Annotated in this window: 25 protein-coding genes and 1 riboswitch; of the genes, 14 read left to right on the top strand and 11 right to left on the bottom strand. The window is 43.3% G+C overall.

The annotated features are described in order from the left end of the window. Nucleotides 1–150: 150 nt before the first annotated feature. Nucleotides 151–777 (bottom strand): nitroreductase family protein, encoded by a 627-nt coding sequence (locus tag N693_RS0107500; RefSeq protein WP_025784179.1) that lies wholly within the window; start codon nucleotides 775–777, stop codon nucleotides 151–153. Nucleotides 778–914: 137 nt separating this feature from the next. Here N693_RS0107500 and N693_RS0107495 point away from each other — a divergent pair, with 137 nt between their 5' ends. The 4 genes from N693_RS0107495 (at nucleotide 915) to N693_RS0107480 (ending at nucleotide 3,003) form a co-directional block, all read left to right on the top strand. Beyond that, nucleotides 915–1,289, top strand: coding sequence for a helix-turn-helix domain-containing protein (locus tag N693_RS0107495; RefSeq protein ID WP_025784178.1), 375 nt, complete (start codon nucleotides 915–917; stop codon nucleotides 1,287–1,289). A gap of 21 nt (nucleotides 1,290–1,310) precedes the next feature. Continuing rightward, nucleotides 1,311–1,532, top strand: coding sequence for a DUF2829 domain-containing protein (locus N693_RS0107490; protein WP_025784177.1), 222 nt, complete (start codon nucleotides 1,311–1,313; stop codon nucleotides 1,530–1,532). Between the two features lie 55 nt (nucleotides 1,533–1,587). Then, on the top strand, nucleotides 1,588–2,343 hold the full coding sequence (locus tag N693_RS0107485; protein WP_025784176.1) for a 3-oxoacyl-ACP reductase: 756 nt from the start codon (nucleotides 1,588–1,590) through the stop codon (nucleotides 2,341–2,343). 153 nt (nucleotides 2,344–2,496) lie between these two features. Continuing rightward, nucleotides 2,497–3,003, top strand: a complete 507-nt coding sequence (locus N693_RS0107480; RefSeq protein ID WP_025784175.1) for a QueT transporter family protein — start codon at nucleotides 2,497–2,499, stop codon at nucleotides 3,001–3,003. Nucleotides 3,004–3,062: 59 nt separating this feature from the next. Here N693_RS0107480 and N693_RS0107475 read toward each other — a convergent pair whose 3' ends face one another. The 8 genes from N693_RS0107475 to N693_RS0107440 form a co-directional block, all read right to left on the bottom strand. Next, the gene (locus N693_RS0107475) at nucleotides 3,063–3,464 is read right to left on the bottom strand and encodes a GNAT family N-acetyltransferase (RefSeq protein WP_025784174.1); all 402 of its coding nucleotides are present in this window, start codon (nucleotides 3,462–3,464) and stop codon (nucleotides 3,063–3,065) included. 129 nt (nucleotides 3,465–3,593) lie between these two features. Next, nucleotides 3,594–4,061, bottom strand: a complete 468-nt coding sequence (ribE, locus tag N693_RS0107470) for a 6,7-dimethyl-8-ribityllumazine synthase (protein WP_025784173.1) — start codon at nucleotides 4,059–4,061, stop codon at nucleotides 3,594–3,596. Between the two features lie 12 nt (nucleotides 4,062–4,073). Further along, on the bottom strand, nucleotides 4,074–5,267 hold the full coding sequence (locus tag N693_RS0107465; protein ID WP_025784172.1) for a bifunctional 3,4-dihydroxy-2-butanone-4-phosphate synthase/GTP cyclohydrolase II: 1,194 nt from the start codon (nucleotides 5,265–5,267) through the stop codon (nucleotides 4,074–4,076). Nucleotides 5,268–5,284: 17 nt separating this feature from the next. Beyond that, a complete protein-coding gene (ribE, locus tag N693_RS0107460) occupies nucleotides 5,285–5,932 on the bottom strand; it encodes a riboflavin synthase (RefSeq protein WP_025784171.1) in 648 nt (215 codons plus the stop codon). After that, entirely contained in the window at nucleotides 5,913–7,028 is a 1,116-nt protein-coding gene (ribD, locus tag N693_RS0107455; RefSeq protein WP_025784170.1) for a bifunctional diaminohydroxyphosphoribosylaminopyrimidine deaminase/5-amino-6-(5-phosphoribosylamino)uracil reductase RibD, read from the bottom strand. The genes ribE (N693_RS0107460) and ribD overlap by 20 nt, the downstream gene beginning before the upstream one ends. A 122-nt stretch (nucleotides 7,029–7,150) precedes the next feature. Continuing rightward, nucleotides 7,151–7,298: riboswitch (FMN riboswitch) on the bottom strand. 61 nt (nucleotides 7,299–7,359) lie between these two features. Continuing rightward, nucleotides 7,360–7,851 (bottom strand): hypothetical protein, encoded by a 492-nt coding sequence (locus tag N693_RS19010; protein ID WP_051508702.1) that lies wholly within the window; start codon nucleotides 7,849–7,851, stop codon nucleotides 7,360–7,362. A 69-nt stretch (nucleotides 7,852–7,920) separates the two neighbouring features. Then, the gene (locus N693_RS19005) at nucleotides 7,921–8,691 is read right to left on the bottom strand and encodes an STAS domain-containing protein (RefSeq protein WP_037592932.1); all 771 of its coding nucleotides are present in this window, start codon (nucleotides 8,689–8,691) and stop codon (nucleotides 7,921–7,923) included. A 78-nt stretch (nucleotides 8,692–8,769) separates the two neighbouring features. Then, nucleotides 8,770–9,519, bottom strand: a complete 750-nt coding sequence (locus N693_RS0107440) for a GNAT family N-acetyltransferase (RefSeq protein ID WP_025784169.1) — start codon at nucleotides 9,517–9,519, stop codon at nucleotides 8,770–8,772. A 156-nt stretch (nucleotides 9,520–9,675) separates the two neighbouring features. Between N693_RS0107440 and N693_RS20370 the strand changes: the two genes are divergently transcribed. The 3 genes from N693_RS20370 (at nucleotide 9,676) to abc-f (ending at nucleotide 12,393) form a co-directional block, all read left to right on the top strand. Next, nucleotides 9,676–9,831 carry a hypothetical protein gene (locus tag N693_RS20370; protein ID WP_172643576.1) on the top strand — a complete coding sequence of 52 codons (156 nt, stop codon included), beginning with the start codon at nucleotides 9,676–9,678 and terminating at the stop codon, nucleotides 9,829–9,831. Between the two features lie 115 nt (nucleotides 9,832–9,946). Continuing rightward, nucleotides 9,947–10,297: a rhodanese-like domain-containing protein gene (locus N693_RS0107430; protein WP_025784168.1), complete on the top strand. Its 351-nt coding sequence runs from the start codon at nucleotides 9,947–9,949 to the stop codon at nucleotides 10,295–10,297. Nucleotides 10,298–10,731: 434 nt separating this feature from the next. Further along, nucleotides 10,732–12,393, top strand: coding sequence for a ribosomal protection-like ABC-F family protein (gene abc-f / locus N693_RS0107425; RefSeq protein ID WP_025784167.1), 1,662 nt, complete (start codon nucleotides 10,732–10,734; stop codon nucleotides 12,391–12,393). A 66-nt stretch (nucleotides 12,394–12,459) separates the two neighbouring features. Here abc-f and N693_RS19635 read toward each other — a convergent pair whose 3' ends face one another. Then, nucleotides 12,460–13,551 carry a hypothetical protein gene (locus N693_RS19635; RefSeq protein WP_051508701.1) on the bottom strand — a complete coding sequence of 364 codons (1,092 nt, stop codon included), beginning with the start codon at nucleotides 13,549–13,551 and terminating at the stop codon, nucleotides 12,460–12,462. After that, entirely contained in the window at nucleotides 13,541–14,089 is a 549-nt protein-coding gene (locus tag N693_RS0107410) for a sigma-70 family RNA polymerase sigma factor (RefSeq protein ID WP_025784166.1), read from the bottom strand. Before N693_RS0107410 ends, N693_RS19635 begins: the two co-directional genes overlap by 11 nt. 150 nt (nucleotides 14,090–14,239) lie before the next feature. Here N693_RS0107410 and N693_RS0107405 point away from each other — a divergent pair, with 150 nt between their 5' ends. From N693_RS0107405 to bioB, 7 genes are all read left to right on the top strand, one after another. Continuing rightward, nucleotides 14,240–15,682: a YdiU family protein gene (locus N693_RS0107405; RefSeq protein ID WP_025784165.1), complete on the top strand. Its 1,443-nt coding sequence runs from the start codon at nucleotides 14,240–14,242 to the stop codon at nucleotides 15,680–15,682. 243 nt (nucleotides 15,683–15,925) lie between these two features. After that, on the top strand, nucleotides 15,926–16,600 hold the full coding sequence (locus N693_RS0107400) for a hypothetical protein (protein ID WP_025784164.1): 675 nt from the start codon (nucleotides 15,926–15,928) through the stop codon (nucleotides 16,598–16,600). Nucleotides 16,601–16,885: 285 nt separating this feature from the next. Beyond that, a complete protein-coding gene (locus N693_RS0107395; protein WP_025784163.1) occupies nucleotides 16,886–18,091 on the top strand; it encodes a multidrug effflux MFS transporter in 1,206 nt (401 codons plus the stop codon). Between the two features lie 236 nt (nucleotides 18,092–18,327). Beyond that, a complete protein-coding gene (gene bioD, locus N693_RS0107390; RefSeq protein ID WP_025784162.1) occupies nucleotides 18,328–19,008 on the top strand; it encodes a dethiobiotin synthase in 681 nt (226 codons plus the stop codon). After that, nucleotides 18,998–20,365, top strand: coding sequence for an adenosylmethionine--8-amino-7-oxononanoate transaminase (gene bioA, locus N693_RS0107385; RefSeq protein WP_025784161.1), 1,368 nt, complete (start codon nucleotides 18,998–19,000; stop codon nucleotides 20,363–20,365). The genes bioD and bioA overlap by 11 nt, the downstream gene beginning before the upstream one ends. Then, the gene (locus tag N693_RS0107380; protein WP_025784160.1) at nucleotides 20,362–20,970 is read left to right on the top strand and encodes a biotin transporter BioY; all 609 of its coding nucleotides are present in this window, start codon (nucleotides 20,362–20,364) and stop codon (nucleotides 20,968–20,970) included. Before bioA ends, N693_RS0107380 begins: the two co-directional genes overlap by 4 nt. Further along, nucleotides 20,936–21,934 (top strand): biotin synthase BioB, encoded by a 999-nt coding sequence (gene bioB / locus N693_RS0107375; RefSeq protein ID WP_025784159.1) that lies wholly within the window; start codon nucleotides 20,936–20,938, stop codon nucleotides 21,932–21,934. Before N693_RS0107380 ends, bioB begins: the two co-directional genes overlap by 35 nt. Nucleotide 21,935: the final 1 nt, after the last annotated feature.

Below are 21,935 nucleotides of genomic sequence, written 5' to 3'. Positions count from 1 at the left end.
ATGTGGAGGAATTAACTCGGAAACGAGACACAATTCACCAGGTTTAAAGCTATAAAGGGAAGTACTTTAGCTACTATCTAAGTGAATCAACTCCCATACTACAACAAAACAAAAAACGCACCCAGAGTGAGGATGCGTTTTGTCTAACACTTATACAAATGTTGTGATTTTCTCAAGTGGCAGACGCGTTGAGCCATATGCAGGTGCAGCCGCTTTTCCAAGTGCAATTAGCACGAGTGGAACGTAACGATCTTCCAAATTGAACTCTTTAGCAAATTGAGCTTTATCGAAACCGCCCATTGGGACCGTGTCATAGCCTTTCGCTTTGGCAATTAACATCAATTGCATCGAAACGAGTCCAGCGTCAAACGCGGCGATTGTCAAACGAGCATCTGTTGGAGCGTTCGGGTAAAGGGCTTTGGCATTATCGATTTGACGTTGGACATTTACTTCATCGATATAACCGGCTTCTAAGTTAGCCATATAGATTTCATCAATATTATGGAACATTTCTGTATCACCTATTACTGCGATGATGGCAGAAGACGTCTCCATTTGCTCTTGGTTGAATGAGAACTCTTTAATTTTCTTTTTGGTTTCCTCGTCTTGGATGACGATGAAACGCCAAGGCTGTAAGTTGCTTGAGGAAGGGGCAAGTGTTGCTTCTTGTAGCATTTCTTTAATTATTTCGGGTGAAATCTGATATTCTGAATCGAATTTCCGGACGGATTTACGAGCGTGAATGACTTCTGAGAGTGGCGCGAATAGTTCTGTCATAAGAAAAACTCCTTTGTAGATACATGTGAATCCAACTTACCTTTAGTAAGTACGTAAATCAGCTTACTATTGGTAAGATTGTTTGTCAACTATGACTGTGGTAAAGTGGAACTAACTTAACAATAGGGGTTTTGATGATGAAAAAAACCGACGAACTTATTCAATCTACACAACAAAACGGACAAGTAGCTTGCGATAGCTTTCACGCGACTATAGAATTTATCGGAAAGCGGTGGATGGGCATTATCATTTATCATCTACTGGACGGACCGAAACGTTACCATGAATTAGCGACGGAAATTGAAGGCATTTCAGACCGTCTGCTGACAGAGCGATTGAAAGAATTGGAAGCCCAAGGTTTTGCAGTGAAGAGAACATTACCGTCTTCTCGTAAAGTTGAATATGAGCTAACGGAACAAGGAATTGCATTCGATCCAATCATCCGCACGATTTTGAAGTGGGTGAAAGTGAATGGCAATTGTACACAATTGAAAGCAGAAAACGAATCTTAACGTTGGAAGGATGAATGCATGATGACATTTGAAGAGATTTTACCGCGTCTAAAAGCAGGCGACAAAGTTATTCGGAATGGATGGGGTGGCGCAGAGCTCTACGTAAAACTTGTACAAGCTGAATCGTTGGATGGGGAAAAGATGAATCCATATTTCGTTATTAATGTAACAGGTGAAGGCTACACGATGTTTACACCGACAGTATGCGATTTGTTAGCGGAAGACTGGGCAATCGTAGAATAAGTACACAAAAAAGCTCATGAGCAATCATGGGCTTTTTGAATGGAGGAATTCAAAAATGACACAAAGTGAATTTGCGGGGAAAACAGTGTTCATCACAGGTGCTGCTTCAGGGATCGGGTATGCACAAGCACATGCATTTCTAGAGCAAGGTGCATCAGTCTACGCATTGGATGTGGATGAAAAAGGGTTGGAAAAGCTAGCGAACGGATATACAGAAAACTTCCGATATAGCAAAGGAAGTGTGAGTAATCAAGCTAATGTTAATGAAGCAGTGAGTCAGGCAATCGATACTTTCAGACACATCGATATTCTGTGCAACACAGCAGGGATGCTTGATGGATATGCAAAAACATTAGACACTGATGAAGAGTTGTGGGATCGGATTATGAACACTAACGTAAAAGGCATGTACTTCGTAACAAACGCGATTTTGCCACATATGCTTGTTAGGAAATCGGGTGTACTGGTGAATATGGCTTCCATCGCAGGTCTCGTTGGCGGAGGTGGTGGGGCAGCTTATACTGCTTCGAAACATGCAGTGGTAGGGTATACAAAACAAGTCGATCTCGATTATTGTCGAGAAGGGATCCGTGCAAATGCAATTGCACCGGGTGCCATTCAAACGCCCATGAATGCTGCTGACTTTGATGGAGAGGGGAAAATAGCAGAGTGGGTTGCAGAAGAAACACCTGCAGGTCGCTGGGCGCAACCAGAAGAAGTCGCGAAGTTGACGCTCTACTTGGCAGGAGCTGCTTCCGATTATATCCATGGAACGGTCATTCCAATCGATGGCGGATGGACGGCGAAGTAACCATTTTCAGGATGAATGAATTCTGCTATACTAGGCAAGCAGGTTTTTAGCTTGCACTGCGACACTTTTTGACGAAGCAATTGGCTTCTTCTTCCTTTGGTCGCAGTTATTACTAAAACAGCAGTTTCGCTGTTTTACAAAGGAGGACTATACATGACGTTACTCGCAAAAGAGCGTCCGCGGATTGCGGTCGGAGAGCTTGCGAAAATGGCGGTTGTGGCGGGACTTTATGTCGCTGTCACGCTTACGCTTGCGGTCATCAGTTTCGGTGCAGTCCAGTTAAGGCTGTCGGAGATGTTCAACTACTTGGCGTTGTTTCACAAGCGATATATTATCGCCGTGACAGCAGGAGTAGTGATCGCGAACTTCTTCTCGCCAACTTGGTTTCTAGACGTACCGATCGGCGGAGTTGCAACGTTTCTCGTGCTGCTCATTAGCCGGGCAGCTACGAAAAAGCTGAAGTCAGACAAAATGAAATTTGTCTGGACTGCCGTGATTTTCTCTGTTTCCATGTTCACCGTTGCAGGGCAGTTGACCCTATTGTACGGCGCGCCGTTTTGGATCACTTGGTTTACGGTAGGCGCTGGAGAACTGTTGTCAATGACCGTAGGTGGTAGTATCATGCTCGCTTTAGCGAAAAAAATAGATTTCACAAAATGAAAAAACGCATCCCAGGTTATGCCAGGGATGCGTTTTATCTATAGATTATCCTTATTGGTTCAGTCTGAAAATACATACATCGGTGTACTAGTTTCTTCGGGCTCAAAGCCAAGGGACTCATAAAATCCAACCGCTTTCGGATAAGAAACGAGTACTCTTGTGTGCATATCCTGGTACTTCTCCAACATCATTTTCATAATCTCTTTACCGATTCCTTGCCCCTGATAGACTGGATCTGTAAGGACGTAATGGAAGTAAACGGCCATGGATCCATCAGACATTGCATTAGCAAGTCCAATTAGCCGGCAGCCGTCCCATGCAGTTGCGACAGAATGAGAGTTGAGGATGGCGTTATATAAGTCGTTCGGGTGGGAAGCAGATTCCCATTCAACGGACAGAAATAACTGTTGAATGTTGTCTTTCGTCAACTGATCTGTATTAAATGTATAGGTGATGGACATCTGTGAATCTCTCCTTCAGAAAGTATTGGATAAATACTCCTTCTTACAGTAGCAACTATCCCCATAGTTATTCCTATATCCTATTTTTGAACAACTTAACCCACGATTGAAAGAATCTAGCAGATGTCCTTAAGAAAATTGCTTGTTCAAGTTTGCCATTTCAATCGCAGAAACTGCGGCATCCCAGCCCTTGTTGCCAGCTTTCGTTCCTGCGCGTTCGATCGACTGCTCAATAGAGTCCGTTGTCAGTACGCCGAAGATGACAGGAATTCCTGACTGTAAGCCAGCTGCCGCCACACCCTTAGCGGTTTCACTGCACACATAGTCAAAGTGAGGTGTTGCTCCACGAATAACAGTTCCAAGCGTGATGACCGCATCGTATTTACCGGAGTCAGCCATCTTTTTAGCGATCATCGGAATTTCAAAAGCACCTGGCACCCATGCTAGGTCGATATCTTCTTCAGAAACGCCGTGGCGTCTACATGCATCTTGTGCGGCAGAAAGTAGCTTGCTTGTGATGAACTCATTAAACCGCCCGACAACAAGTCCAATTTTTAATCCCGTACCAACTAAATGACCTTCATATACAGTTCCCATTGTGAATGCCTCCTATAGGGTCAATAAATGACCGAGTTTTTCTATTTTCGTTTCTAAATAGTGTTTGTTTTCGGGGAGAGCAGGGAGCTCAATTGGAACGCGTTCCGTGATCGTGAGTCCATACTTCACTAATCCATCCAACTTTCTAGGGTTATTCGTCAGCAATCTCACGTCAGCAATCCCTAAGTCTTGCAAGATCTGTGCGCTGATTCCGTAGTCGCGCAAGTCATCAGGGAATCCAAGTGCCACATTTGCTTCTACGGTATCCAATCCTTGCTCCTGCAATTCGTAAGCTTTCAACTTGTTAATGAGACCGATTCCGCGCCCTTCTTGACGCATGTAAAGCAGGACGCCGCGCCCCGCGTCTTCAATCTGTTGCAAAGCTGCGTGAAGTTGTGGGCCACAGTCACATCTAGAAGAACCGAAAATATCCCCAGTCAAGCATTCAGAATGGACTCTGACTAGTATAGGTTCTGTGCAAGTCAGATCACCTTTAACCAGAGCGACGTGTTCTTTACCGGTCATTTTTTCGGTATAGCCAATCATCTTAAATAGACCAAATGACGTCGGCAATATGACCTGTGCTTCACGTGTAATGAGCGTTTCGTTGGCAAGTCGGTATTGCACAAGGTCTTCGATGCTAATTAGTTTCAGCCCTTCTGAATCTGCTAGCTCACGCAATTCAGGGACCCGAGCCATCGAACCATCTTCGCTCATAATTTCGCAAATGACCGCAGCAGGCTCACTTCCTGCCAGTCTAGCTAAATCGACGGAAGCCTCGGTGTGGCCTACTCGGCTGAGCACTCCGTTATTTTGTGCAATCAGCGGAAAGATGTGACCTGGTTGCTTAAAGTCACTTGATGTTGCTTGTAGCTCAAGCATTTTTAAAATCGTTTCCGAACGTTCGAAGGCACTAATACCAGTATGGGATTCTGCATGATCGATGCTCACTGTGAATGCCGTTCCATGTGCATCCGTATTGTGCGCAGTCATCATCGGGAGCCCAAGTTGAGCCGCTTTCGATTCAGTGATCGGTGTACAGATGAGTCCGCGTCCTTTCGTTGCCATGAAATTGATCATCTCGGGAGTTGCGTGTTCTGCTAAGCAGATGAAGTCGCCTTCGTTTTCACGATTTTCATCATCCACAACAATAATCGGTTTCCCGAGTTTTAAGTCTTGAATCGCTTCTTCGATCGTATCAAACATGAGGAAACACCCTTTCTTTATAAAAATCCGTTTTGCTGTAAAAAGTCCTTGTTCAAAGGTTGTTTAGCAGAAGGAGCTTGTTTCTGTAGCATGTTAAGCGTGTATTTTGCGAGCATGTCAAACTCCACATTGACGCGGTCTCCTGGTTTACGCTGCGCAAGGACTGTTGTTTTTTGAGTGTGTGGGATGAGCGAAATCGAAATGCTTTCATCTGACACGTCAAAAATCGTTAAAGAAGTTCCATCGAGTGCAATCGATCCTTTCGGAAGCACATAGTTCAATCCTCCAGGCGGGAGTGATAAATGCATGACAAGTGAATTTTCGACTTGCTGACACTTTTGGACAATTGCAGTTCCGTCAACGTGACCGGAAACAAAATGACCCCCAAAACGACTATCCGCGCGCAGAGCACGTTCTAAATTTACTGAAGTACCATCTTTCGCGTTATGTAACGAAGTCGTTCGAAACGTTTCAGGCATCACGTCCGCGGTAAACTGACCAGTAGTAAATGATGTCACAGTCAGACAAGTTCCGTTAACGGAGATACTGTCTCCTAAACAGACATCTTTCAGTATTTCTGCAGCTGCCACAGTGAGTTCCATCGATTGACCAGAAGAACGGACTGTTCGTACAGTCCCAATTTCCTCAATGATTCCTGTGAACATTAGAATCACTTCCTTTTGGTACAGCCGTTACCTTTAAATCTGGACCAAGCTGTTCCGTTTTTAAGAAAATAAAATCTTTCGCGTCACTCATCAAGGCAGGACTTTCCCCGCCGATTGGAGTGAGAGAATCAGCCCCGCCGAGTAATCTCGGAGCAATATACGCAATGATCCGATCGACAGCATCCGCTTGTAAAAAAGAAGCATTTACAGAGGATCCTCCTTCTAGAAGTAGGGTCATGATGCCACGCCGGCCAAGTTTATCCAGTACGTCAGATACTGAAATGGCAGGCTCATTCATACGAAAAACTTCGATGTGATGGTACGGCAAGAAATTCAATTCTCGTTTTTTTGACGCCGCGCTGCCACAAAAAATCCAGGTAGGGGCGTCCGTGTTTTGAATGACCTGACTCGCAACAGGTGTAGATAATTGTGTATCTAAAATAACTCGAATAGGATGAAGTCCACCTTGGGGCAATCTGGTGGTGAGAAGGGGATTGTCGTGAAGAATCGTTTTACTTCCAGTTAAAATGGCATCATGGACATGACGAAGACGATGGACGTCAAGACGTGCTTGCTCGCTTGTCACCCATTTGCTGTGTCCTGAAAATGCTGCGATTTTACCGTCTAATGTCATAGCTGTTTTTAACGTTACATGAGGTTGTTTGGTTTGAATGAAATGGAAAAAAGGTTGATACAATTCGTTTGCTAAATCCGTACAGACTCCGATATGTACTTCGACACCTGAATCTCGAAGTCGCTGGATTCCAGACCCTGCAACTAGTGGATTCGGATCTAAAGCCGAAACGTAGACACGAGAGATGCCTGCTTGCAAAATCGCTTCTGTGCATGGCGGTGTTTTTCCTGTATGCGAACAAGGTTCAAGAGTGACGTACAAATCCGCGCCAACAGATTCTTTGCCTGCCATATCCAGAGCAACCCGCTCTGCATGACGTTCGCCAGCGCGCAAATGAGCACCCATTCCGACAATCCTGCCATGGTTTACAACAATGGAACCGACTGGTGGATTCGGAGAAGTTTGACCTGCCGCACCTTGCGCAAGTGATAAAGCGATTTGCATATAGTGTTCAATTTCCAAAGATAACAACACTCCTGAATCATAGATTCCTCATGTAACAAAAAAAGCCCCGCAACAGATGTGCGGGGCTGGGTAAGCATGACAAAATAAGCGTCAGTCAAATGAAAAATTTGAAAAACGCACCATTCCTTCTCCCATCCAGACTTTAACTGTCGGCCTTGGAGTTTCACCAAATCCACCGTCTACAAAAAATGCAGCCGGGTCACGGACTAAGAGCTATAAAAGCTCATCACCGCCGGTAGGGAATTTCACCCTGCCCCGAAGGAATATTATTCGATTGTCTCAAAGTCTAGCACAGCTATTAGTAAGCTTGCAACCTGCATGTTCAATTTTAAACGAGCAAGTCTTTCCACCCGCCAGAGAAGAAATCTGCTGCTGCAAGGGATCCACCACACAGTACATACACTCCGATTGGAAGAACTAGTGCCGTTACGATTTGCTTACCCGTAACCTGCATTTTTCTATTCGCGATCACACGGTCTACAGAAAAAAATAGTAGCGATGCGACAAGTCCATATGCTGAAAATACTAATCCGAAACTTGCGTGAAGTAATCCGGAAAGAACGAATTCAGCTTTGTCAAGTTTTACTTTTTCACTAATTAAAACAGATATTTTTTCGCTGATGATTGAACAAATAATTCCATAAAAAAGTATGATCGGGGTGCCGTAGAGGAGATAGCCCGAAATACTAACCAAAACGGATCCGAGGTAATTAGACAATGACGTGATGGGTTCCCCGAAAGGATTGGGAATGAAGAAGCCAAGCAATATGAAAAACAGCACTCCTGATATAGAAGCGGATAGGATTTTTCTTGTTAACATGATGAGTCCTCCCTGATTGGATACTGAGATAGACAATATGGCATTAAATAAACACTTTAAATGTGCAGATTATTGGATATTATCAATCGCTTGTCGAATGCTTGAGAATGTATGAAGTTGCTGATTGGACAGTCGCTCACTTACTAATGACTGAGCCACTTTTGGAGATATACCAGTGACATATAACTGAGTGCCCATTAGTTTCAAGACCTCCTGAATGGCAAACAAGTTTGTTAGCGGGGACTCTTGTTTCCAGAACACTCCTGTAATATCGATGATAATATGATCTACTTCATGGTGTTGAACAAATTCACTAAGTTTTTGTGTTAATAAATTGAATCGTTGGGGACTCATTTCGCCAATTAGGGAAACGGCAGCAAGATTGTCTTGAATCATCATGATCGGAAGCATCAGCTGTTCAATTTCATTGTCTTTATTAGACAGTTCATCTCGTTGACTATATTCAACAGATACGTTCGTTTGAGTACCGATGAAGAACAAATGATCATCAATTTGAAGGGGGTTCACAGAAAGACGGTTCCAAAAATCAGTACCATCTTTTCTATAGTTTTTTAGGGTGATGGTAATTGGCTTCTGATCCTGGATTGCATCATGGAGTTGTTTGACTGCGAGTGGATTGGTATCTTCGCCTTGAAGAAATCGACAATTTCGCCCTAATGTCTCAGTTAATGGATAACCCGTCATCGATTCAAAGGTGCGATTAGCATAGATAATCGGATTGTCTGGCTGAGAGGGGTCTGTGACTAAAGTAGCCACTCGACTGCCATCTAACATCGCTTCCAATAGTTGGATTTGTACAGATTGAGCGAGATTTTTCATCTACTACACGTCCTGACTTATTTAGAATTCGTCTATCATTAATTTAGCACGAGACAGGAGGATAATTTATCAAAAAATTCAGGCTTTCACCGTTTCGTATTGGTAACCTATATACTTGTAGTTTTGCTTTTGGTACATTTCTCTTGGGGTATCTTCACCGTCAGCGACTAAAATGATTAGTTTGTCAGGAAATTGTTCCATTAACCATCGCTGCAACTGACTTCCAACACCTTTATGCCTCATTTTTTCTAACACGTGCAACCCATCTATCTCCACAGTCCGTGACTGAATGATCAAATCTACTGAACCAGCTATTTCCTCTTCGAAGTATGCAACAAGCTGCAGAAAATCAGGATTTGAGAAGTTCTTTTTATGTTGCAGTTGTTTTTGTGCTGCAAAGTCTTTCCCGAATTGTTCATCAATCGTTCGCTGAAGGTGAAGGAATTCTTCGAGATTGGATCCAGTCACTGGAAGAACTTTAATTGCAGAAGATGGGGATGTTTCCGGAAAATCCTTTGGATAGAGTGCATATAATTCTAGAAAACCGATTTCATAGTCTTGACGGTTTAAATAGGCAGTCAATTCTTTTGAAATGGGTTCATCCTGAGGGAATGTGAATTTCAGATGGTACTGACCACGTGCAGTGTGATAGATTTTTAATTCATGTTCTGCTTTTTTAAACTCACTGACAGTGGGCATTTTTTTAAACTCCATGAAGTTACTATCATAATAGAGTGGCATATCTGGTAGATGAAAATGGCTATATGTATCAGTGATTGTCGCTGCAACCCCAGCGTTATAAATGTCTTTGAATGTAATACTATTCATAGGTAACACCTCCTTCTGCTATCCTATCACACCCTTTGCCTCGAGAATTTACTTTTCTGAAAAATCCGGAGTAAGTTGCATAGTGAAAGTGAAACCCAATGGGCTCGTCTTGCGTAGAATAGATAGAATTTCAGAACAACTCGGGAGGTTTTCGATATGGATGAGGGTTATTTTGTAGGATGGGGAACGCTCGCGCTGATCAATGCCGTATTGGCACAAGGGAAAAATCGATCGGGTTTTAATTGGTTCTTGCTTTCTCTCTTACTGGGGCCAGTAGCGACATTCTTTTTAGCACTGTCAGAGAAGAGATAACCTAGACCAAACGTAGACCATCGGGTGCTGCGTTTTTTTTATGGGCAAATTCATTGCTTTAAAATACCCTTATAGGTATATTTGAAGAAATAGAAAGCAAATGGAGGAATTACCGATGAGTTGGATTATAATCTTATTAATTGTGGCATTCTTTGTATGGCGTATGAAACCCCAAAAAGGAATTCGTACGATATCCACGACTGAAGTTAAGGCATTAACGAAAGATAAGTCGAAGCAATTTGTAGATGTTCGAACACCTGGAGAATACAAAGGTCGCCACGTCAAAGAATTTAAAAATATTCCCCTTAACGATTTAGGAAAGCGTATGAGTGAGCTGGACAAAAGCAAAGAAACGTACGTAATCTGCCAAAGTGGAATGCGTAGTGCCCGTGCAGCAGGAATTTTGAAAAAAGCAGGATTTACCGATGTCATCAATGTCAAAGGCGGAATGAGCGCTTGGCAGTAACTAAAGAAAGATGTAGCCCCAACACAAACTGACAATTTTTGTAGTTGGGTTTTCTGTTTGGGTAAATAAGTGCTACAAAATGTCGGATTGAAGATTATTTCCCCGGAAATAATCGAATGTTGGAAATAAAGAAGATACAAATTTTAACTTGCGAACAATTCTAAATTTGATATACTAGATAGACTAACTGACAGAAAGGGTTGAGTGTGGCTGATGGATAACTAATTCCTAATTTCTCAAAACGAATGATTCGTTGTGTGGAAAAACGGGATTGGTCTGTCCATTTTAAACTGCCGCGTTCAACCTTTGCTGAGTCGATATTACGATGCTCATCAATAGAGTTGAGGCTTTTTTGAGATGCTGACAGAACCGATCCTTCCGATTATTTTACGGAGGGATCTTTTTTGTGTTCCCTTCCAACTGGAGGAATGTAGATGTTACGAGGAATAGTTAACAAGGTATCAGCAGGATATGGGGATGTAAATATTTTTAAAGAACTCAGCGCAGAAATCCCGCAAGGAGCCAAAATAGCAATTGTCGGGCCTAATGGGGCAGGGAAAACAACACTTTTGTCAATTCTGGCAGGTGAACGAAAACCTTCATCTGGAGGAATTGATTGGATTGGTCGAACGCCTTCCATTTCGTATTACAAACAAGAGGCTGAAACAGAAGAGCCAGTAGATTGGACACAAGAAGAGCTTTTTCAAAAGCGCAGTCACTGGCACGTTCCGAAAGAGACAGAATATGCTTATGCAAGCGGCGGAGAGAGAGTCAAACTGCGGCTTACAGCTACGCTAGCTGAAAACCATGAAATCTTACTATTGGATGAACCTACTAATCATTTGGACGCAGCGAGTGTGGAACAGCTCATTGAAACGCTTCAAGAACGTGAGGGCACATTATTGTTCGTCTCACACGATCGATATTTTATCGACCACTTGGCGGATTTCGTTTTTGAAATTGAGAATGGGAAATTGACGGCTTATGAAGGCAATTACACGGATTATCGCAAGCAGAAAGAGCATGAGCGATTCGTACAGCAAAAGCATTATGAAGAGCAACAACAGTACATTGCTGAAATAGAAGGTCAAATCGAGCAGCTGGATAAGTGGTCTTCGAAAGGGCACGCAGAGTCTACGAAAAAAGGTGGCGCTAAAGAATACTACCGGAAAAAGGTAAAGAAACGGAATGTGCAAATACGTTCGAAGAAAAAACGATTAGAATCAGAGCTTAAGAAAAACCGAAAAGAGGCGCCAATTGCAGAAACATCGGTTTCGTTTGAACTGGAAGGACTACGGAAGAAAGGTAAGCGTGTTCTGGAACTGAAAGATGCAGGCAAAGCATTCGAAGACAGACAACTTTTTCAGCATGCTGCATTTACTGTACAGGCAGGTGAGCGACTTGCTCTGATCGGACCGAATGGTTCTGGGAAAACGACGCTGTTCCGCATGCTTTTAGGCGAACTCGATTACGATGGGGACGTCTGGCTATCTGAAGGCATGACGTTAGGATACTTGCGTCAGACCGCATTCGATTTACCGGATGATCAGACGATGGCCGAATATTTTTATTCTCCGTCTTACGAAGAACAAGGTTTCCTGCGCATCCAATTGACGAATTTAGGATTTACAGCAGAACAATGGCGGCTGCAGCTCGGTTCCCTTAGTCAGGGGGAGCGGTTGAAAGTGAAACTGCTCGATTTCATCCGAAGGAAAACGGATGTGTTACTACTAGATGAACCAACGAATCACTTAGATCTTCCATCGCGTGAAGAGCTGGAGCGAACGTTGGATACGTATCCAGGCACGTTGTTGTTTGCGTCGCACGATCGATATTTTACAGAGCGTATGGCAGATGGGTTGTTGTTGTTTGAAAAAGGGACTGTTCGTAAAGTACCGTATAGTTTGGTGGAATGGGAAAGTCGGAAATCCTCTGCTCCAGTTCCTTCTTCCGAACAAGAAAAACTTCGTCTTGAAACGGAATTGCAGGCTGTATTAGGAAAGTTGAGCCTGCTGACACCTGGGAATCCAGCATACAGCAAACTAGATAAGCAATTTTTTGAGTTGTCCCGACAGTTACGGGAGATGAATAGATGACTAAAAACCAGTGGATTGAACGGAGAGCAAAGGGCTCTTCCGTATCGATCCACTGGTTTTCTTTATTTACTGAATCGGCATGAATGCAACTTGCCAAACATCGTCTTCGTTTTTGATCAGTTGAAATCCAGAGGGAGATTCCTTTTTACCATTTGGATAATATTCAATGTACCCTTCAATTTTACTTGTCTGAAGAAATCGACCCTCTTCAAAGTTTCGATACTGCTGAGTCAATTGTTCAGGTGTACCGCGGTCGGATTCAGGGATCGCTTGATCTTCCGCCTGGCTCCATTGGATGAACTCTTCTTGATCGGTATAGAGTGCATATTCGACCTCGCGATCACCTAAGTATGATGCGTGAATATAAAGCTTTGCCACGCTCATAGGGGACAAACCTGTTAAATGTTGAGTATCTAAATCTTGCTCAAATGCAGTATACACATTCTGTTCAGCGGCGTTCAATTCAATGGCAGCCTGTTCACTAGCCGTATCCTCAGGTAACGTTTCCAAGCCCTGTATGATGCCAGTTACAATGAGTTGTTCTTTTTCTACACCGTCCACAGAATATGAAATTTTAATGGTACGGGTTTTGTCAGGTACTACATTTTTCAATGATACCTCTAAAACTAAACTGCTTTCATCTTCAATCTGAAAGCCATGAATCTCTGAAATCTCCCCAATCTGATCGCGTTCATAAACACCAGGCTTTTTCTTCTCGTCTGCACGATAGAATGAATAGGAAATTCCATCAGTTGTATGAAGGGATTGCTGGTTTTCTTTGATTAATTCAATGGAATTAATAGTCGCTGCGCTGTTCCCGTTCCATGTAATTGGCAAGATAATGTAGTAGGTTTCATTAGCGGGGAAGGGTCCATCTAAAATGTCCTCTATAGTAAATACTCCTGAACTACTCGCTTCTTTACCGGATAGTCCATCGGGTTTTGTAGAATTCAACAGATCTCCTTTTATTAAAAAGATACCTATGAATAACAAGGATATCGCAACAATTGTTCCAACAATCGCAGGAACGATTCGGGCTGGGCGTTGTTTACATCGAATTTTTCGTCTAACAGCTTGTTTGTTTTGTTTTGTAAATGACTCTTTACGAAAAACAGTTTTGTCAAAAGCGGAACGAATTTTTGTTTTCTCATCTTTCATCCTGATCCCCGCCTTCCAGCAGTTGTGCTAATTTTTCCCGTCCTCTTTTGAGTCGAGTCCGAAGTGTATTCTGGTTTATGTCTAGCAGTTCGCTGATTTCAGGTACTGTAAGGTCTTCGTAATAATAGAGCAAAATGACTTCTCGATAAGTGAGAGGTAGTTCCAGCACGCATTGTGCCAACTGTTCATCCTCACTGTTCTGAAGCATGTGTTCATGTGGAGTTGGTTCTTTTGATCGAAGAAATTGAAAGAGCTGACTCCCTACGATCACACGCTTGAACCATGAACTTTTCAAGACATCTTTACATTTGTTAATCGTAATCCGATACAGCCATGCTTCTACAGAACGAATTTCCTCTAGCTGATGAGCTCGATGAAAACATGTCACAAAAACATCCTGAACAACTTCTTGCGCCCGTCCCCAGTCTTTGAGGTAGCTGAACGCAAGATTCGTTAACTGGTTTCCGTACTGATCCATCAATTGCTCAAGCCATTCATCCTGTTTCCAATCTGGAACGGATTTGTGCTCACGAGGCATGCCAACCCATCCTTTCTCATTGCGCTCCACCCTGGTGTACCTTAAAGACGAGTGAAAAAGCACGACCGTTTCATTTATCATTCAAAGAATTCATTTCTCTATCGTTTTTCGTGAATCTAGGGGTAGTATACAGGTAAAGGGAGTGATCACGTGTATTCAAAAGCAGGGTGGAATTTGGACAATAGCTACAGTCAATTGCCGGAAGTGTTTTTTGCAGAAGCGACTCCTGAAGAGGCAACTTCTCCAAAAGTGGTTTTGCTGAATAAAGGCCTCGTAGAATTGCTTGGTCTGGAAGTTGAGAAGTTGAATTCTGAAGCACTTTCTGGTAATGAACTACCAGAAGGTGCTGCGCCAATTGCACAAGCGTATGCCGGGCATCAGTTTGGGAATTTTACGATGCTTGGTGATGGGCGAGCCATTCTTTTGGGCGAGCAACTGACCCCGTCAGGAGATCGAGTGGATATCGGCTTAAAAGGATCGGGTCCTACGGCATTTTCACGTGGCGGCGATGGTCTCGCAGCACTTGGTCCCATGTTACGTGAGTATATCATTAGCGAAGCGATGCATGCATTAGGCATTCCTACGTCGAGAAGCCTTTCTGTTACGTTGACTGGCAATGATGTGCTTCGTGAAACCGTATTGCCTGGCGCTGTTCTTGTCAGGACAACGAGCAGTTATTTACGAGTGGGAACGTTCCAATACGCAGCCGCCCGTCAAGTACCTGAAGATTTGAAGAAGCTGGCGGATTACGCCATAAAGCGGCATTATCCAGACATTGTTTCAAGAGACAATCGGTATGAACTGTTGCTCGAAAATGTGATTGAGCGACAGGCAACATTGATTGCCAAGTGGCAGCTTGTTGGGTTCATCCACGGGGTTATGAACACCGATAATATGACGATTAGTGGAGAAACAATCGATTATGGACCATGTGCTTTTATGGACGTATACGACCCATCGACCGTATTCAGTTCTATTGATGTAAATGGACGGTACAAATACGGCAACCAGCCGGGAATTGCATCGTGGAACTTGGCCAGATTTGCGGAAACGTTACTGCCACTACTCGATGAGAATCAGGATGAGGCAATTCAAATAGCGGAGAAGCAACTTGCACGATTTGGTAAGGTTTTTGAGCGAAAATGGCTGAACGGGATGCGAGCGAAGCTAGGTTTGTTGGATGAACAACAGGTAGACGAGGCTCTTGCGAAGGAGTTATTGCTTATCATGAAAGACGCTCAAGCAGACTTTACGAATACGTTCAGGGCATTAACAGATGAAAGCTTAAAGAAACCAGATTGGTTCAGTGAAGCTGCTTTTGTCGAGTGGAAGAAAAAGTGGGAGATGCGACGAAAGCAACAGAATGCAACTCTTGAAGAATCTTATGAAGTAATGCGACTTAGCAATCCTTCAGTGATTCCGCGCAACCATAGAGTAGAAGAGGCGATAGAGGCAGCGGCAAATGGCGACTTCAGTGTGTTGCACAAGTTGAATCAAGTGCTTGCTTCCCCATATTCTTATTCTAAAGAGCATGCTGCTTATACGACGTCATCTGATTCATCAGCACCGTATCGAACGTATTGTGGAACATAATAAGACAATGGAAAATGCGAACGCTTAAAAGGTGTTCGTCTTTTTTATGGTTATTATTAAGGGAGAAAAGTTAAATATACTATGCTTGTAACATTTAATCTAGTGACTAAGATCTAAACAATTTCTAGTAATCTGGTAGTAAGTGATTATTTTATTGAAATCACAGTACATTAAATTGATTATAATCTGAGTAGTCGCTATAGTGGGGAAGTTGAAAAAATCTTAGACAGGGGTTGGGGAAATATGTTAAAGAAATGGGCTGGGGTATTCCTAGGTTCGCTACTAGTGCTTGCACTCACTGCGTGTGGTGAAGATAAAGAAAATCAGACAAGCAAATCGGATGTGGAAAAGCCGGAAGTCTCTGCTGAAGAACGAACAGGGTCAGAAAGTTCAACTGAAGAAGTTGAAGCAGAGGCATCAGAGGAAGCATCAGATATGCAAATTGGTGTGACAGCTAAAGACTTTCAAACTAACTTCAATAAGTTCGCTGAAGAAGTCGGGGTCCCTGAGCGTGTCGACAATTTAGATTGGAGAGCGTCAGGTTCTGAAGGGGATCACGAAATTATAGATATGACATACGATGAGAACCGTCGTATGCAACTGCTGGGCAAAAAAGGCGAAGAAGAAGTCCGTGCTGTTATGTTCAGTATGTTTGGTGACCGAAAAGAAGCGTTTGGAGTCGTGCGTTCCATTATTCATGGCGCTGATCCATCTGCTTCTGAAGAGGAAGTAGACGGCTGGATGAAGGAACTCCATTTTTCTAACCCAGACGAAGAAAGTAGCGATGATTATCATTTCGTAAAAACTGACAAATTTAACTTGCTCGCAGAAGACTCTGATACTTACATCGAATTTGTCATTAGTAATGTAAACGACCCGGAAATCAATGCCGAGAACTTTGAAGCTGGTGAACTTTAAGTGATTCTTTGTACCAGCCCCATCCTAAGATAGGATGGGGCTGGTGTTTTGATGTCCAGCTGAATCCGCTAAATACAACCCGCTCGTTCCGGCAGAGAACCCGCTCGTTCCGGCGGAGAACCCGCTCGTTCTGGCAGAGAACCCGCTCGTTCCCACAGAGAACCCGCCCGTTCCTGCATAGCTCTCATCCTCTCCCAAGTCCAATACAATTTCTATCCGACAACACACGCCACACGCAGTGTGGTATACTCCACCGTAGAATTTCATAGAAAAGGATTTGGGGAAATGACAAAAGCAATCACCATCAAGAAACCACTGCCGACACTTTGGCTCGTCGTGCTGCTCGGTTCATTGACAGCATTTGGCCCGCTATCGATGGATATGTACTTACCGGGACTGCCAGCGGTGGCGGTGGATATGAGCGCATCCACCTCGCTTGTTCAGTTAAGCTTGACGGCTTGTTTAATTGGACTTGGCGCGGGGCAACTCCTATTTGGTCCGCTAAGCGATATTTACGGGAGACGCCGACCACTCGTTATGACGCTTGTGGTCTATGCAATTGCATCGGTACTTTGTGCGTTCACGACATCCATTTGGCCGTTCATCCTCCTTCGTTTTGTTCAAGGGTTAACAGGTGCTGCGGGTATCGTGATTGCGAGAGCCTGTTCGAGGGATCTGTACGCAGGACACGAACTCACAAAATTCATGGCATTGCTCTCAATAGTAAATGGGGCTGCACCCATTCTCGCACCTATCGCAGGTGGCGCCATTTTAAGTTTTGCTTCGTGGCCAGTTGTGTTTTTCGTACTTGGTGGTATCGGATTACTGATGTTTGTAGGAACTGCAGGTTTTTTACCGGATACACTTCCAATTGAGAACCGTGCAGAAAAGGGAATCCTATCAGTCTTCAAGACATTTGGTCGGTTACTCAAGGATCGTCAGTTTATGGGCATAGCGCTTACACAAGCGTTTGTCATGGCTTCTATGTTCGCTTATATCGCAGGTTCACCTTTTGTCCTGCAAAACATGTATGGTGTATCACCACAACAGTTTTCTCTATTCTTTGCGTTGAACGGCATTGGGATCATTGCAGCTGCGCAAATCACTGGTCGTTTATCGCATAAAATATCTGAATTGAATTTCCTAATGACGGGCGTACTCATTTCGTTAACAGGTAGTGTACTGTTATTGCTCGTCATATGGCAACAAGGACCGCTATTTGTCGTCGCAACCGCATTCTTATTAATCGTATCCAGTGTCGGAATGGTCTCGACCTCTTCTTTTTCACTCGCGATGCATCGACAAAGTCAGGCTGCAGGGAGTGCTTCTGCATTCCTCGGGCTATTGCCATTTATCGGAGGGGCAATCGTCTCACCACTTGTCGGAATTGCAGGTGACCATAACGCATGGCCATTAGGGATTGTTATTATAAGTTGTAGTTTAATGGCGTTCATCCTATATATGGGACTTGTTCGAAAGCCATTATGTTGATGAGTTAACAGGTAACTTACAAACTTTTAATTTCAGTTTTGAACAGATGCATATTGAAACCAGTCTATCAAAATACTACTAGCAGACAGTAAGGAGCAATAAGCTCTTTGCAGTCTGCTTTTTTTAATACTATTTTACGAATGAATAAAATTGTGATAACCTATTTGTGTTAACTAAATTATTAATTAGGTTAACGCAAATGAAATTCATTCTGATAAATGAAGAAGGTATTTACGATGAAACACTTTTGGGTAGTTGGGACAGATACGGAAATCGGAAAAACATTTGTGACGACGTTATTCTTGAGAGAACTTCAGAAAACGGGGCTAGCCGTCACGCCTTACAAACCGGTACAAACAGGTCTTGTTGTCGACGCAGACCAGGGTCATTATGAGGATACGTCAAGTTATAAGGATTATAGTTTGTATTCCTTGGACAACGATTCACTCAATACATATTCATTTCCAATAGCGGCGTCTCCGCATTATGCTGCTGAGTTAGCTGGCAAGCAAATTGACGAAAACCTGTTGCTACATACAATTGAGCGTTTAAAAACAAAATTCGAAACGGTTATTTGTGAAGGTGCAGGCGGCTTATACGTACCGCTCCATTCAAATACGACAAAGACATTATTGGACGTGGTGGAACAAACGAAATTGCCGGTTGTCCTTGTCGCTTCTACGAAACTAGGCACCATCAATCACACACTGTTGTCGATTGAAGCGTTGCATACGCGTGGAATCAGTGTGCAAGGAATTGTATTCAACCAATTCAACCAAACCCCGATAGAGCAAAATAACATAGACACAATCCGTCGATTTACAGGGCTACCATTCGCGGTTATTGAGGCAAATCGTACAATTGAAAGTTTTACGGACGTGCCGATCTTGGAAAGGTTGATGTCCAATGAAGTATGAAGAACTACAAGCAAGGGATGTTGAACATATTTGGCATCCATGCGCGCAGATGAAAGACTATGAGACCTTCCCACCAATTGTTATTGAGCGAGGGGAAGGGGTCTGGTTGACAGACAAACAAGGCAATCGATACTTGGATGCCGTATCTTCTTGGTGGGTCAACTTGTTCGGTCATACAAATCCACGGATCAGCCAGGCAATTGCGGATCAAGCACAAAAGCTGGAGCATGTGATTTTTGCAAACTTCACCCATGAGCCCGCTATTCATGTTGCAGAAAAACTTGTGGAGTTAACTCCACAAGGGCTAGAAAAAGTGTTTTTCGCAGATAACGGGTCCGCTGCCATTGAAGTCGCACTCAAAATGAGTTTTCAATACCGCGCCCAAACTAGTCAACCTGAGAAAAAACAATTTTTAGCATTTTCGAATGCCTATCATGGCGAGACACTTGGAGCACTGTCTATGGGAGGCGTTGGATTATATAACGATGTATATGCGCCACTATTACTTAATGTAGTTCACGCACAAGGCCCCGATTGCTTCCGGTGTCCATTTGGGGAATCTCCTGAAACGTGCCAAGCACAGTGTATTCAAGATACTGAAAAGCAACTCAAGAAACATGCGGATACTATTTCTGCTGCCATTATCGAACCACTCATTCAAGCAGCAGCTGGAATGAAAATGTATCCCCCGATATTCTTAAAAAAGTTACGGGATTTGTGTGACGCATATGACGTACATCTAATTGCGGATGAAGTGGCAGTTGGTTTTGGACGAACGGGTACACTTTTTGCTTGTGAGCAAGCAAATATTACACCGGATTTTCTATGTTTATCGAAAGGGATTACTGGAGGATATTTACCTTTGTCTGCAGTGCTAACGACAGAGGATGTATATCGCGCATTTTACGATGACTATGGCACGATGAAGGCGTTCTTGCATTCGCATAGTTACACAGGCAACCCACTAGCACTTCGCGCAGCCCAAGAAGTCCTCGCCATTTTTGAAGAAGAGCGGGTAATGGAAACGTTGCTTCCGAAACAGCAGTTATTACAACAACTCGCCCATGCAGCATTTGACGAGTTACCGTATGTCGGAGAATACCGTCAAACCGGTTTTGTTGGTGCAATTGAATTGGTGGCTGATTGCGAAACGAAGGAACCTTTTCCGAGTGATGAAAGAATCGGCTATGAAATTTATCAGCGAGCTCTTAAAAAAGGGCTTCTGATACGTCCGCTTGGCAACATCATTTACTTCATGCCACCTTATGTAATCTCTGAAGAAGAAATCGAATGGATGGTGAATACAACGAAAGAAGTGATGGAGCAATTTTTCTACGAGCGAGGACAACTTGTATGAAGAGAACCAATAGCATAAATTCAATGGCTCTTATTGCGGTTTTTGCATCATTAACAGCAATAGGTGCATTCATTAAAATTACGCTACCGGTTGTCCCGTTTACATTACAAATTGTTATTGTTTTTTTAGCAGGAACGTTATTAGGGAGTAGTCGTGGTCTACAAAGTCAGCTTGTGTATTTGTTTGTGGGGTTAGCAGGACTTCCGGTTTTCACAAAAGGTGGAGGAATCACGTATCTCCTTCAACCGACATTCGGCTACTTAATAGGCTTTGCTGCGGCTGCTTATGTCATCGGCTTTATCATAGAGCGCATTTCGGTTCCTAATCGAAAGCACTTTATCTTGGCAAATCTGGCGGGAACCGTGGTTACTTATGCAATTGGAGTCCCTTATTTGTACGTCGCACTGAATAGCTGGATGGATACACCTACAAACGCCATGCACGTCTTGGTAGCCGGATTCTTTAGCACGATTGTTGTAGATATTGCGCTTGCTGTAGGCACGGGATTACTCGCTGCAAGATTATATCCGATATTGAAAAAATTTATTCACATAAAAAGGGGCGTACGACATGAACTGGAGAACACTCGCACAAGAAGTCATTGAAGGAAAAGAGCTTTCAAATGAAGAAGCATTGTCGATTTTGAACACAAATGATGACGAGGTTTTATCTCTGCTAGATGGAGCCTATATGATTCGACGTCAATATTTCGGGAAAAAGGTAAAACTGAATATGATCATGAATGCAAAGAGTGGCTTTTGTCCGGAGGATTGTGGATATTGCTCTCAATCTTCAAAATCCACAGCGCCGATTGATAAGTATCCATTCATCTCAAAAGAGGAAATTCTAGAAGGAGCTAAACGGGCGTTTGACAACAATATCGGAACGTATTGTATCGTGGCAAGCGGGCGAGGTCCGACTCGAAAAGACGTACGTGTTGTCAGTGAAGCTGTTGAGGAAATAAAGGAAAAGTATGGTCTAACCGTGTGTGCGTGTTTGGGAATCTTAAAAGAAGAACAAGCAGAGCAGCTGAAAGCAGCAGGCGTCGATCGGTATAACCATAACTTGAATACTTCCGAGCGTCATCATGATTTCATTACAACCTCACATACGTACAAAGATCGTGTAGACACAGTTGAAATTGCGAAAAAGTATGGAATCTCTCCATGCTCAGGAGCCATAATCGGGATGAAAGAGACTAAAGAGGATGTCGTCGATATTACACGGGCACTTCGTAGGTTAAATGCAGATTCCATTCCTGTAAACTTTTTGCATGCTATTGACGGAACGAAATTGGAAGGGACGAATGAATTGAATCCACGCTATTGCTTGAAAGTATTGGCACTCTTCCGTTATATGAATCCAACCAAGGAAATCCGGATTTCCGGTGGACGCGAAGTCAATTTGAGATCACTTCAACCAATGGGAATGTATGCAGCTAACAGTATATTTGTAGGAGACTATTTAACTACGGATGGTCAAGAGGACAATTCGGACTTTCGTATGTTAGAAGACCTCGGATTCGAAATCGAACTTACTGAAAAACAAGCGTTAATTGCGCACTCATAAA

This window comes from Sporosarcina sp. D27, assembly GCF_000586555.1.
In the GTDB taxonomy this organism is placed as follows: domain Bacteria; phylum Bacillota; class Bacilli; order Bacillales_A; family Planococcaceae; genus Sporosarcina.
The sequence above is the reverse complement of the archived record's forward strand: the minus strand, read 5'-3'. Positions and strand labels throughout refer to the sequence as shown.